Origin of the sequence: Sulfitobacter sp. (assembly GCF_036961165.1) — a bacterium.
Taxonomy (GTDB): domain Bacteria; phylum Pseudomonadota; class Alphaproteobacteria; order Rhodobacterales; family Rhodobacteraceae; genus Sulfitobacter.
Map to the genome: position 1 here is coordinate 1 of NZ_JBALVJ010000038.1, position 12372 is coordinate 12372.

Sequence of the window (12372 nt, forward strand, 5' to 3'; positions counted from 1 at the left end):
GATGCATCTTAGCCAAGCCGCAAAACTGTCCTAAAAAGCAGGACCACTTCACTGGTAGAGCAAGCTGCGCTGACTTTTGGCAGCGTGAGCTGCTATGCCCCCACCGGCACAGAGGGCATTACCGCAAAAAAACTCGGCGGATGATCGCAACATTGGTGCCGGTCGCAGTCAAACCCGGCGTCCCCTTTTGAAGGCGCTCTGGTTTAATGGCTCACACCCCAAGACATGGCACTGCACCGGATTACGCGTATGGGGCCCAGGGCCAAGCGGTTAGGATATGTAGGCAGTGCGTCGGATGACCTTATTGGCGCGTCCGATCGTGTCCGTGTCTGCTACGTCGCCTTTCGGGCTGTTGTTGATTGTGATGAAAGGAGTTGCCTCCAGAGACGATACTTTGCGCAACATCTACCTGTCACCCATGCTACAGGGCGCGTTCTATTTCATTGCTAGTCTAGCTCATTATGCCTCAGCAGCCGACCTTGTGGCCGCGACATGCATCAGGGCGATAAATTATATGTGTTTCCCCATATACTTTGCTTATCGAGGGCTTTAAATTATTCAGGGACCTTACAGGACCGGTTTGGCGGATCTTGAAGTTATTGGAGCATTTTGATGCGCGTTCTCTCATTTGTAACTGTATCCGCACTGGCACTTGGCACAGCCCTACCTGTCATGGCGCAAGATCGGTCTTTCAATTTCGCCCTCGGGCTCGGTGTGGGTGCCGCGCCAGAGTATATGGGCTCTGATTCTACAGTTGCAGTTGCAGCGCCAACTTTCACGTTTGGATCGCTCAAGTGGGGCGCGATTGACACAGGTAACGGCGTGCGCGGCATTCCGGACAATGGCGTGTCGCTCAATGCGGCGTTCCGCGTTCTTGGCGATCGCACCGCCGAAGACAGCCCCGAGCTGGCAGGCCTGGAAGATATCGACATTGCCGTTGAGCTGGGTTTCGGTCTGGCGTTCCAGCAAACAAACTGGATGGCATTTGGTGAAATCCGCAAGGGTGTCACGGGTCATAACGGTGTGACAGGTACACTTGGTGCTGACCTTATCTTGCGCCCGAACGACCGGTTCGTGATCAAAGCTGGTCCACGGGTGAATTTCGGCAATGACGAATTTGCCAACACCTATTTTGGCGTGCCAACAGGCGGGACAGCCACTTTTGCTGGCTATGACGCGACGGGTGGCGCCTTGGGCGCAGGTGTTCAGGTGACTGGGACATATTTTCTGGATGACAACTGGTCACTTGAAGGTGGCGTAAGCTATGAAATGCTGTTGGGCGATGCCGCAGACAGCCCTATCACGATGAACGGCTCAGAGGATCAGTGGCGCATCCAAATCGGCCTCAGCCGTCAGTTCACACTCAATTTCTAGGAAGACACCTATATGCAAGTTGACGAGGCAATGAATGGCCGCCGCAGTATCCGGGGCTTTTTGAATAAACCTGTGCCACGCACTTTGATTGAAGAAGTGATTGCACTGGCCAACCGTGCACCATCATCGATGAACACGCAGCCTTGGCATTTGCATGTGCTGACAGGCGAACCGCTTGAGCGTGTGCGGGAGGGGAATTCCACTCGCATGCTTAATGGTGTGCCACCCGTACGCGAGATCGTCGATCATGGTGCATACGAAGGGCCACACCGCGACCGTCAGGTGGGCATCGCCAAGCAGCTGTTCTCCGCCATGGGGATCGAGCGTGATGACAAGGCAATGCGTCAAGACTGGGTTATGCGCGGCTTTCGGCAGTTTGATGCGCCCGTATCCATCGTGGTGACTTTTGACAAATCTCTGGACGGCGGCACAATTGCGCATTTCGATCTGGGGGCAGTCACTTACGGACTGACGCTGGCGGCGTGGTCACGTGGCCTTGGCTGTGTGATCAACGGGCAGGGGATCATGCAATCCCCCGTGGTCCGCGAGCACGCGCAAATCCCCGATGACCAGATTATCATGACTTGTGTCGCGATGGGCTGGCCGGATGAGACATTTTCGGCCAACGAAGTTGTGTCAGAGCGCCGTGACGTTGCCGAAGTCGCGCGGTTTGTCGGCTTCGACGACTAATAGTCAGATTTTGTAATAGTCGCGGTACCACGCGACAAATTGCGCAACGCCTTCACGGACAGAGGTATGCGGTACATACCCTGTCAGTGATTGAAGCAAACTTGTGTCTGCCCATGTGGCAGGCACGTCGCCTGGCTGCATGGGCATGAGGTTCATCTGCGCCTCAACGCCAGTTGCGTCCTCGATCGCTTTGATGAAATCCAAAAGCGGGATCGCGTCGGCATTGCCAATGTTCACTATCCGATGAGGGGCCACAGGTGACAGGCTGTCGCCCAGGTATTTGCCCTGTTGCGTCAGATGGTCCGGAACGGCATCAATCAACGACAAAATCGCCTGAACCAGATCGGTGGCATAGGTAAAGTCGCGGCGCATCTGGCCGTGGTTGTAAACATCAATCGCCCGCCCTTCGAGAATACGGGAAGTGAACTTGTGCGGCGCCATATCAGGCCGCCCCCACGGTCCGTACACCGTAAAGAACCGGAACATCGTGATCGGCAACGCAAAAAGATGTGCATAACTGTGGGCGATATTCTCGGTCGATTTTTTGGTCGCAGCATAAAGCGACATCTGGTGATCGGCCTTCGTATTCTCTTGATAGGGCATCTCGGTGTTTGCCCCGTAGGCAGACGAGCTCGACGCCAGAAGCATGTGCTTTGGCGGATGCGCACGCGCGGCCTCCAACAGTTGCAAGGTGCCGCCCAAGTTTGTCTCAAAATACGACATCGGGTTTTCGAGTGAGTACCGAACGCCGGCCTGAGCAGCCAAGTGGATCACGATCTCTGGTTTGTGTTGATTAAACAATTTGGTCAGCAGGCCGGGCTGCTCAACCTTGCCTTTCACATTGGTGAAACCCTTTTGCGCCTCAAGAAGATCAAGACGGGATTGCTTGAGGCTGACATCATAATAATCGCTCATGCTGTCGACCCCGACAACCTTCCAGCCGGCAGCCAAAAGTGCATCAGCAACGAAATAACCGATGAAGCCGGAAGAGCCGGTCACAAGCGCAGTTTTCATCGGGTCATCCTTATCCACCAATTGCAGTCCATTTGCGCGCTTACACCCGCAGGGGACATTGCCTCAACCGTCAAAGCGGTTCCTGCGAGCCAGTCCGTTCATAATAAAGATAGGGTGACAAGGTGCGCATACACTAGGTCAGCGTTAAAAACATACCGTTCACTTGCGGCAGGCGGCTGCTATGCGTACATCGTTACAAAGCGCCCCGATCAGCGGAAAGAGTATTTATGTCAAAGATCAACACACCGCGTGAAGCGATATTGGCCACTGCGGCGCAGGTTCTGGAACATGAGGGCAGCGCCCTTGTGCGGATGGCCCGCAATCTGCCGGCCGATTTTGCCCCCGCGGTGGAGCGGATCCTACAGATCAAAGGTCGCATCATTTTGTCGGGTATTGGCAAATCCGGCCACATTGCGCGCAAGATCGCGTCGACCCTCGCCTCGACTGGCACGCCGGCTTATTTTGTGCACCCTGCGGAAGCAAGCCATGGGGACCTTGGCATGATCACGCAGGAAGACCTGTGCATATTGCTGTCTAACTCGGGCGAGACGTCCGAGCTGGGAGATTTGATCAATCACACGCGCCGGTTCTCTATCCCGATGATCGGGATGAGCAGTAAGCCTGAAAGCACATTGATGAGGGCCGCTGACCTGTGTTTGACCTTACCACAGGAACCCGAAGCAGGCAGCGGGATCGCGCCCACCACATCGACCACTATGGCGCTTGCGTTGGGCGACGCGCTGGCCATGGCGCTGATGGAGCAACGGGGTTTTCTGTCGGAACACTTCCGCACTTATCACCCCGGCGGCAAGCTTGGCGCGCAGCTAGCGCTGGTGCACCAGTTGATGCACGGTACCGAAGCCATGGCCGTCGTTTCTCCTGATGCCAGCATGCAGGAAACCTTGCTCAAGATGAGCGAAAAAGGCTTCGGCATTGCCTGCGTGGTTGAAGATGGCAAACTGGTTGGCGTGATCTCGGACGGCGACTTGCGCCGCAACAGTGAACACCTCGGCAGCAAGCGGGCAGGAGAGGTCGCCACGACCACACCCAAGACTGTCCCGCCCGAAATGATGGCGGTGAAGGCCTTGGCCGTGATGAATGAAAACAAGATCACCGTGTTGGTGGTTGTCGATGCCGCAGGCGTGCCAGTAGGCTTGTTGCGTATCCATGATTGTCTGCGTGCAGGAGTAGCATAATGAAAACCGTCATCGTCATTCCGGCCCGCTACGCTTCGACCCGCTATCTCGGCAAACCACTTGTGATGCTCCGCGATCGGGAAGGCACCGCGAAATCCTTGATCCAACGTAGTTGGGAAGCGGCAATGGCCGTTAAGGGCGTTGAGGCAGTTTATGTTGCTACAGATGATGCACGGATCAAAGAGGCTGCCGAAGCCTTCGGCGCGCAAGTCATCATGACATCCGAAACCTGCGAGAACGGCACAGCGCGCTGCGCCGAAGCCGCGACAGCAAACGTGTTCGATGCCGACTTGGTCGTGAACCTACAAGGTGACGCGCCGTTGACACCCGCATGGTTTGTAGAAGATCTAATCGCTGCAATGGCCGCGCGGCCCGAAGCCCCGGTTGCGACGCCCGTAGTGCGGTGTGACGCGCAAACCTACGCCCATTTCCGCGCGGACCGTGCTGCGGGTTTGGTTGGCGGGACAACCGCCGTCTTTGACCGCACAAACCGCGCGCTCTATTTTAGCAAAGAAGTTTTGCCCTACATCGCACCCGCCAAAGAGGCGGAAGCTGAGGGCGAAGTGTTCCACCATGTCGGCCTTTACGCCTACCGGCCTGCGGCCCTGACACAATATGCGAACTGGCCAGAAGGGCGGCTGGAACGACACGAAGGTCTGGAGCAGTTGCGCTTTCTCGAAAACGGTACTGATATCCTCTGTGTAGAGGTTGAGGGTAAAGGCCGCGTGTTCTGGGAATTGAACAATCCCGGCGACGTTGCGCGTATTGAATCTATCCTGAATGCTGAATAATTAGCGCTATAATAATGATTATGTTAAATTTTTTACGCTAAAACCCAGTTAGTTTGTCGCAGACACGCTTGCTTTCTTGGGCGTCAGCACGAAATAGCCATTTGCGAAACGAAGTTCCGTACTGCGGTATTGGCAGCCCCTAACTTTCCGCCTAGTCTGCTCTCAAAGAGAGTCGCCCGCCCTCGGGAGGATGAGGAAAGGCGACCCGCCGACTTGGGAGGGTCACAATGAAAAGCTTGAAAATCGTATCGGGTCCAGCCTTATGACGCCGATGTCGCCGGAAGAAGCTGTAGCTCATGTGCTCAGCACCAACCCCACATTCGCCATAGCGCCGACAGTCGTGCGCGGCGTCACTTACAAAGCATTCCAGAATGTTCCGGCCACTGTGGCCGCTTTGGTTGATGCTGGCATGGCTCAGCATGATAACGGTGCCGCGGACTATCTTCTTTTTGAAGGTGAGCGGTGGACCTTCGGTGAATTTGCCGCCGAAGTACGGCGGGTGGCTCAGGTGCTACGCACCCAGTTTGGTATCGCGCGCGGTGATCGCATCGCCATTGCCATGCGCAACTATCCAGAGCTGATGGCCCTCGTGCTGGCGATTTCTGCCACAGGTGCGACTGTCGTATTTGTAAATGCATGGTGGACGACCGAAGAACTGGACTATGCACTGCGTGACAGTGAAGCAAAGCTTGTGTTTGCCGATGGGCCGCGCATAGAGCGGCTGCAGCCGTTGGTGGCAGAGCTAAGCCTAGAACTGATCGGCGTGCGGGACGGCGAGGGCATGGTCGAACATAGCTACACCGCCCTTCAGACTGCCGCTTCCGACGCGCCAATAAATGCAGAAATCGACACGGACGATGATTTTGCCGTGATGTATTCATCAGGGACAACGGGCCACCCGAAAGGCGTCGTGCAGACCCATCGCAGCGCAGTAAATGCTGTGTTCAGTTGGTTGATGCAAGCGGTTGTGGCCCCTTTCGTTACCCCGCCGGAAGAAGGCGCGCCAGAACCGCTGCGCCCGTCAGCGCTTGTGGTCACGCCCCTGTTTCACGTCACGGCAACGCACCCACTGTTTTTGCTCAGCCTCGTCGCCGGCGCGCGGATCACGCTGATGCGCAAGTGGGATGCGGATGAGGCGATGCGCTTGATCCAAGCCGAAAAGATCACCCGTTTTCTGGGCGTGCCCACCCAATCTGCGGACCTTATGGCCGCCGCGCGCAAATCCGGTGTGAAGCTTGAAACGCTCGACTATCTCGGGTCTGGTGGCGCCAAACGGCCCGGCGCACAGGTGGCACAACTAGCCGAGACTTTCCCGAACGCCGGTATTGCTACAGGTTGGGGTATGACCGAGACGAACGCGCTTGGGATTGGGATGATCGGCGACGACTACGTCAACCGCCCCGAAAGTGCCGGCAAACTACACCCACCGGTGCAAGAGTTACGCTTGCTGGATGATGCTGGCAATGACGTGGCATTAGGAGAGTTGGGTGAGATCACTGTTAAAAGCCCTGCAAACATGCGGTGCTACCTCAACAAACCCGAAGCCACCGCCGAGACGATGCAAGACGGCTGGCTGCGCACGGGCGATCTGGCAGTGATGGACGAAGAAGGTTTCATCACCATTCTGGATCGCAAGAAAAACATCATCATCCGAGGCGGGGAAAACATTGCCTGTCTGGATGTGGAAGGTGCGCTGCATCGCCTGCCCGATGTCATCGAAGCTTGCGCCTTTTCTGTTCCTGACGAACGTCTGGGAGAGAACGTGGGCGCCTGTGTCCAGCTGCGCGAAGGCGCAACGCTGGACCGTAAACATATGACCCAAGCCCTTGAGGGCCATATCGCGGGTTTCAAAATACCCCAACATCTCTGGACGCAAACCGTCCCCCTGATGCGTGGTGCAACTGACAAAATTGACCGGCGCGGCCTCCGTGCCGCTTGTTTAGAGACTGAAAAGGCAAATACATGACACCAACAACAGAACAAATCGGCGACTATATCGCGACAGCAGGCAAAGCGGCTTGGGAGGTTCCCGACCTTGATCCTTCAACGCCGGAGCGTGATATCAAAACGGTTGGGATCATCGGCGCGGGCACCATGGGTGGCGGCATCGCCATGAACTTTGCTACTGCAGGCTATAACGTCAAGATTGTGGAAACCACGCAAGAAGCGCTGGACCGTGGCCTGAAAGTTGTGCGCGGCAATTACCAACGCTCTTCTGACAAGGGCCGTTTCCCCCAAGATGAGGTCGAAGCGCGCATGGACCGTTTCGATGGCCGTCTTGCCATCGCTGATCTGGCCGATTGTGATCTGGTGATCGAAGCCGTGTTTGAGAACATGGACCTCAAGCGCAAAATCTTCACCGAGCTGGACAGCGTGATGAAGCCCGGTGCGATCCTTGCCACGAATACCTCCGCGCTGGACATCAACGAAATCGCTGCGATGACGCGTCGCCCCGAAGATGTGATCGGCCTGCACTTTTTCTCACCTGCGAACGTGATGAAATTGCTTGAGATCGTACGCGCCAAACACACGGCTGACGATGTTGTCGCGACCTCTATGGCGCTGGCCCAGAAGATCAACAAGATTGCCACCCTCGTGGGTGTCTGCCCCGGCTTTGTCGGCAACCGCATCCTGTTTGCGCGCCAGATTCAGGCGAACAACCTGCTCGCTAAAGGTCTGATGCCTTGGGACGTTGATGCCGCTTTGAACGCCTTTGGCTTCAAGATGGGCCCCTTCCAGATGAGCGATCTGGCCGGTCTTGATATCGGCTGGTCCAAAGGCGCTACAACCGACAACCCGATCCGCGACATGCTGTGTGAGATGGATCGCCGCGGGCAGAAAACTCAGGCTGGTTTTTATGACTACGACGAAAACCGCCGCCCGATCCCGTCCGATGTGACCGCAGGGATCATCAAGAACGTGACCGGCGCAGAGCCAACCACAATGAGCGCAGATGAGATTATTGAAATCTGCATTTACCCGATGATCAACGAGGCTGTTAAAATTCTTGAAGAGAACAAGGCACAGCGCCCCTCTGACATCGATGTGGTTTGGCTGAACGGCTATGGCTGGCCTGCGGATAAAGGTGGGCCGATGTTCTACGGCGATATGGTCGGCGCGCAGGCTGTGCTTGACCGGATGGAGAAGCTGGGCGCGGCTGATCCAGCTTTTTCTCCTGCCGATCTTTTGCGCCACCTCGCTGCGACAGGTGGCAAATTCACTGAAATCGATACCGGAGGGCTGAAAGTATGAGCTACGAATTTATCACAGCGGAAAAGCAGGGGCACATCCTGCTGGTGACGATGAACCGGCCTGACGTCTACAACGCCGTTCATGTAGACATGCACAACGAGATGGCCGCGTGCTGGGATGACTTTGCCGCAGATCAAGATCTATGGGTCGCTGTTCTAACCGGCGCTGGCGACAAGGCGTTTTCGGCCGGGAACGACCTTAAGGCAACCGCTGCAGGTGGATCAAAGGCAAAGATGACGCCAACAGGGTTCGCCGGCCTTTCCTCACGCTTTGATCTTGAGAAACCGATCATTGCTGCGGTGAACGGCTTTGCGATGGGCGGCGGTTTTGAAACCGCGTTGTCATGCGACATCATCCTCGCTTCGGAAAATGCAAAGTTCGCCCTGCCAGAGGTCAAAGTCGGCTTCTTCGCAGCCGCGTCCGGCGTGCAACGTCTGTCACGGTATATCGGCCGTCTTGCCGCGCAGGAAATGATGTTCACTGGTCGCACAATCATGGCCGACGAAGCACTGGCAATGGGCTGCGTGAATGAGGTGCATCCACATGACCAATTGATGGCAAAAGCAATCGAGAAGGCAGAGCAACTCTGCTCCGTCTCACCTTCTGCTGTGAAAGCGACCAAGCGGGTGCTTAATGACATGTATGCCCGCGACGGCATGCAAGAGAGCATCGCCTATTCCCGCGAAGTGATTGCGGATCTTTCCAAAACCGAAGATTTCAAAGAGGGCGTGAATGCCTTCGTCGAAAAGCGCAAACCCAACTGGGTCAACAAATAACCTCACCCGTTGGGTGAAGAAATAACTAAGGGAGGCATTTTATGTCCGATACACCGATGGAAATGAACAATCTTGGCATGTCCGAGAAAAACAAGCCGCTGCTGGCGGCTGTGATCAAGCACATCCGCGAAAACGTGGATCCGATTACTGAAGATTTCTATGCAATGGGCGAAGGCCGTGCGGACCGCTGGTCCTACGCGCCCGGTCAGCTAGAGCTGCTGGAAACAGTAAAGCAAAAAGCACGCGATGCGGGTCTGTGGAACTTCTTCTTGCCCAACGCCGAAACCGGCGAAGGTCTTAGCAACCTTGATTATGCTTACATTGCAGCCGAACTGGGCAAAAGCCCACTGGCGTCAGAGTCGCTGAACTGCTCCGCGCCAGACACAGGCAACATGGAAGTGCTTGAGCGTATCGGCACACCAGAACAGAAAGAAGAGTGGCTCAAACCGCTTCTTGCCGGCAAGATCCGTTCCGCTTTCGCCATGACAGAGCCTGATATGGCGTCCTCGGATGCCAAGAACATCTCAACCTCCGCTGTGCTGGAGAATGGTGAGTGGGTCATCAACGGTGAGAAATACTATATCTCCGGTGCAGGTGATCCGCGTTGCAAGATCATGATCACCATGGTCAAAACGTCCCCCAATGCTGAGGCTTTCCGCCAGCAGTCCCAGATTCTTGTGCCGATCGACACCCCCGGTGTCGAGATCGTTGGCCCGATGCACGTATTCGGTCACGATGACGCGCCACACGGTCACATGCATATCAAGTTCACCAACGTTCGCGTGCCAGAAGCCAACATGCTCTGGGGCGAAGGCCGTGGCTTTGAGATTTCTCAAGTACGTCTTGGACCCGGCCGCATCCACCACTGCATGCGCTCCATTGGTTCTGCTGAAAAAGCGCTGGACCTGATGATTGAACGTGGCCTGTCACGCGAAGCGTTCGGCAAAAAGATCATCGATCTGGGCAAAAACATGGAGACAATCTCGCGCGCGAAGATCGAGATCGAAGCCATGCGTTTGATGGTTCTCAAAGCGGCCAAGGCGATGGATACGCTGGGCAACAAAGAGGCGCGTATCTGGGTCTCGATGATTAAGGCGATGGTGCCGGAAAAAGTCTGTAACATCATTGATCAAGCGATGCAGGTACACGGCGCCACGGGTATTTCCCAGTGGTCCCCCCTGTCCGGCATGTACACGGCTCAGCGCACGCTGCGTTACGCAGATGGCCCTGATGAAGTGCACCACCACGTTATCGCGCGTGCCGAGGTCAAAGACTATCAGGCGTCCAACTCCCGGACTGACCGCGCCCGCGGTGAGATCTCAACAGGTCGTACACGAGGCGGTGTATGAGCACGCTGTTTGATCTAACTGGCAAAGTCGCCCTGCTTACCGGTGCCTCCAAAGGCATGGGTCTGGCAATGGCGACGGCGCTGGCGGAGCATGGCGCGACTGTCGTCATATCTGCCCGCAAACAAGACCAGCTGGACGCCGCAGCCGAGGGCATTAATACCCTCGGTAAGGGTAAGGCATACGGCGTGAGCTGTAATGTCGGCTACAAAGAGCAGCTTCAGGCGCTCGTCGACAAAACACACGAACTTGCCGGTCCGATTGACTGTGTGATCGGCAATGCGGGGGTAAACCCCTACTACGGGAAAACCTCCGAAATCCCCGATGACGCCTATCAGAAAACGATGAACGCCAACGTGCTGTCCAACTTGTGGTTGGCGCAGATGGTTGCCCCCGACATGGTAGCCAAGGGGTCTGGCTCAATGGCATTCACCTCTTCCATTGGGGCGTTCAAGCCTTCAGTCATGCTCGGCACCTATGGCATGTCAAAGCTGGCTTTGATCGGTCTTGTGCGCAACCTTGCCGCAGAATTCGGACCAAACGGCCTCCGCTTTAACGCGATCTGCCCCGGTTTGGTGAAAACAGAATTCGCACGTGAATTATGGGACAATCCCGAAGTCGCCAAACGGATAGAGAACGAAATCCCGCTGCGTCGTTTGGGCGATCCCGAGGACTTTGCGGGTCTTGCCGTGTTCCTCGCGTCTGACGCATCCAAATACATGACCGGACAGGCGCTTACCGTCTGTGGCGGCTCAAATATGTGGACATAACATGGAACTGAAAGACAAGATTATCGTCGTGACCGGTGCTGCCTCCGGCATCGGACGGGCCATGTGCGTGCGCTATGCCGAGGAAGGCGCAAAGCACATCGCTTGCGTTGACCGGGATATGGCGGGCGCCGAGGAAACCGCGAAAATGATGGGCGGCAAAGCCTATCAAGTGGATGTCGCGATCAAAGACCAGATCACCGGCATGATCGATGCGGTGGAAGCAGATGCAGGTCCGATCGATCTGTTTTGCTCCAACGCGGGTATCTCAGTGCCCGGTGGTGTCGAGGTTGAGGATGACGACTGGCAGCGCATTTGGGAGATCAACGTGATGTCCCATGTTTGGGCGGCACGGCACTTGGTGCCTTTAATGTCGGAACGCGGTGGCGGCTACCTGCTCAACACCTCGTCGGCAGCTGGCCTGCTTAACCAGATCGGCAGCGCGCCTTACGGGGTGACCAAACACGCTGCTGTTGGCCTCGCGGAATGGCTTGCGCTGACGTACGGCGATCAGGGGATCAAGGTCTCTGTCCTGTGTCCACAAGCGGTCCGTACCGAAATGACGCGTGGCCACGAAGACCATGTTGCCGCGATCAATGGCATGATGGAACCGGGCCCTGTGGCTGAGGCCTGTGTCGAAACGATCCGTGCCGAGACTTTCCTTGTGCTACCGCACAAAGAAGTCGAGCAATACATGCGCAACAAAACCGACAACTACGACCGTTGGATCGGTGGCATGCGCAAACTCAACCGCCGCTTTGGCAACTTTGACAGTTAGGACAGAATAATGATCGGCTACACCACCATCGGCGTGAGCGACATGGAACGCGCCAAAAAGTTCTACTGTGATCTGTTTGAGGAAAAGGGCGCGAAAGTTGTCATTGATGCTGGCCGCATTGCTTTCATCGGGACCAAACGCGGCGAGCCAATGCTTGCCGTATGCGAACCCTATGACAAGCAGGCACCGACACCCGGAAACGGCGTGATGATTGCTTTCACGATAGATGAAAAAGAAGAGGCGGACCGGCTGCATGCCCGTGCGCTGGAACTCGGCGCGACATGTGATGGCCCTCCCGGTCAACGCATACCAGACCGTTTCTACGGCTCTTACGTTCGTGATCCGGACGGCAACAAGCTCTGCTTCTTCACCTTCGGGTAATGGCGAA

Annotated in this window: 12 protein-coding genes; 11 read left to right on the top strand and 1 reads right to left on the bottom strand. The window is 56.1% G+C overall.

The features are described from left to right. The first annotated feature begins 612 nt into the window (after positions 1-612). Positions 613-1374 (top strand): MipA/OmpV family protein, encoded by a 762-nt coding sequence (locus V7730_RS14930; RefSeq protein WP_335748396.1) that lies wholly within the window; start codon positions 613-615, stop codon positions 1372-1374. A 12-nt stretch (positions 1375-1386) separates the two neighbouring features. Further along, positions 1387-2064: a nitroreductase gene (locus V7730_RS14935; RefSeq protein ID WP_335748397.1), complete on the top strand. Its 678-nt coding sequence runs from the start codon at positions 1387-1389 to the stop codon at positions 2062-2064. Between the two features lie 3 nt (positions 2065-2067). Here V7730_RS14935 and V7730_RS14940 read toward each other — a convergent pair whose 3' ends face one another. Continuing rightward, positions 2068-3078 (bottom strand): NAD-dependent epimerase/dehydratase family protein, encoded by a 1011-nt coding sequence (locus V7730_RS14940; RefSeq protein ID WP_335748398.1) that lies wholly within the window; start codon positions 3076-3078, stop codon positions 2068-2070. A gap of 227 nt (positions 3079-3305) precedes the next feature. On the opposite strand from V7730_RS14940, the gene V7730_RS14945 reads away from it, so the two are divergent. The 9 genes from V7730_RS14945 (at position 3306) to V7730_RS14985 (ending at position 12365) form a co-directional block, all read left to right on the top strand. Then, positions 3306-4274: a KpsF/GutQ family sugar-phosphate isomerase gene (locus tag V7730_RS14945; RefSeq protein ID WP_335748399.1), complete on the top strand. Its 969-nt coding sequence runs from the start codon at positions 3306-3308 to the stop codon at positions 4272-4274. Beyond that, complete coding sequence (locus V7730_RS14950) at positions 4274-5065, top strand: 3-deoxy-manno-octulosonate cytidylyltransferase (protein ID WP_335748400.1); 792 nt, start codon at positions 4274-4276, stop codon at positions 5063-5065. The genes V7730_RS14945 and V7730_RS14950 overlap by 1 nt, the downstream gene beginning before the upstream one ends. Before the next feature lie 190 nt (positions 5066-5255). Beyond that, positions 5256-7031, top strand: coding sequence for a class I adenylate-forming enzyme family protein (locus V7730_RS14955; RefSeq protein ID WP_335748401.1), 1776 nt, complete (start codon positions 5256-5258; stop codon positions 7029-7031). Beyond that, the gene (locus tag V7730_RS14960) at positions 7028-8317 is read left to right on the top strand and encodes a 3-hydroxyacyl-CoA dehydrogenase (protein ID WP_335748402.1); all 1290 of its coding nucleotides are present in this window, start codon (positions 7028-7030) and stop codon (positions 8315-8317) included. The genes V7730_RS14955 and V7730_RS14960 overlap by 4 nt, the downstream gene beginning before the upstream one ends. Beyond that, positions 8314-9093: an enoyl-CoA hydratase-related protein gene (locus V7730_RS14965; RefSeq protein ID WP_335748403.1), complete on the top strand. Its 780-nt coding sequence runs from the start codon at positions 8314-8316 to the stop codon at positions 9091-9093. The genes V7730_RS14960 and V7730_RS14965 overlap by 4 nt, the downstream gene beginning before the upstream one ends. A 62-nt stretch (positions 9094-9155) precedes the next feature. Further along, positions 9156-10442 (top strand): acyl-CoA dehydrogenase family protein, encoded by a 1287-nt coding sequence (locus V7730_RS14970; protein ID WP_443070228.1) that lies wholly within the window; start codon positions 9156-9158, stop codon positions 10440-10442. Next, positions 10439-11209 carry an SDR family NAD(P)-dependent oxidoreductase gene (locus tag V7730_RS14975; RefSeq protein ID WP_335748405.1) on the top strand — a complete coding sequence of 257 codons (771 nt, stop codon included), beginning with the start codon at positions 10439-10441 and terminating at the stop codon, positions 11207-11209. Before V7730_RS14970 ends, V7730_RS14975 begins: the two co-directional genes overlap by 4 nt. Before the next feature lies 1 nt (position 11210). Then, entirely contained in the window at positions 11211-11984 is a 774-nt protein-coding gene (locus V7730_RS14980; protein WP_335748406.1) for an SDR family oxidoreductase, read from the top strand. Between the two features lie 9 nt (positions 11985-11993). Continuing rightward, positions 11994-12365, top strand: coding sequence for a VOC family protein (locus tag V7730_RS14985; protein WP_335748407.1), 372 nt, complete (start codon positions 11994-11996; stop codon positions 12363-12365). Positions 12366-12372 lie beyond the last annotated feature (7 nt).

What these genes read in the sequence shown, in the direction of transcription:
- V7730_RS14955 (WP_335748401.1), top strand. Translation starts at nt 5,256, where the DNA reads ATGAGGAAAGGCGACCCGCCGACTTGGGAGGGTCACAATGAAAAGCTT.
- V7730_RS14935 (WP_335748397.1), top strand. Translation starts at nt 1,387, where the DNA reads ATGCAAGTTGACGAGGCAATGAATGGCCGCCGCAGTATCCGGGGCTTT.
- V7730_RS14950 (WP_335748400.1), top strand. Translation starts at nt 4,274, where the DNA reads ATGAAAACCGTCATCGTCATTCCGGCCCGCTACGCTTCGACCCGCTAT.
- V7730_RS14930 (WP_335748396.1), top strand. Translation starts at nt 613, where the DNA reads ATGCGCGTTCTCTCATTTGTAACTGTATCCGCACTGGCACTTGGCACA.
- V7730_RS14940 (WP_335748398.1), bottom strand. Translation starts at nt 3,078, where the DNA reads ATGAAAACTGCGCTTGTGACCGGCTCTTCCGGCTTCATCGGTTATTTC.
- V7730_RS14970 (WP_443070228.1), top strand. Translation starts at nt 9,156, where the DNA reads ATGAACAATCTTGGCATGTCCGAGAAAAACAAGCCGCTGCTGGCGGCT.
- V7730_RS14945 (WP_335748399.1), top strand. Translation starts at nt 3,306, where the DNA reads ATGTCAAAGATCAACACACCGCGTGAAGCGATATTGGCCACTGCGGCG.
- V7730_RS14980 (WP_335748406.1), top strand. Translation starts at nt 11,211, where the DNA reads ATGGAACTGAAAGACAAGATTATCGTCGTGACCGGTGCTGCCTCCGGC.
- V7730_RS14985 (WP_335748407.1), top strand. Translation starts at nt 11,994, where the DNA reads ATGATCGGCTACACCACCATCGGCGTGAGCGACATGGAACGCGCCAAA.
- V7730_RS14960 (WP_335748402.1), top strand. Translation starts at nt 7,028, where the DNA reads ATGACACCAACAACAGAACAAATCGGCGACTATATCGCGACAGCAGGC.
- V7730_RS14975 (WP_335748405.1), top strand. Translation starts at nt 10,439, where the DNA reads ATGAGCACGCTGTTTGATCTAACTGGCAAAGTCGCCCTGCTTACCGGT.
- V7730_RS14965 (WP_335748403.1), top strand. Translation starts at nt 8,314, where the DNA reads ATGAGCTACGAATTTATCACAGCGGAAAAGCAGGGGCACATCCTGCTG.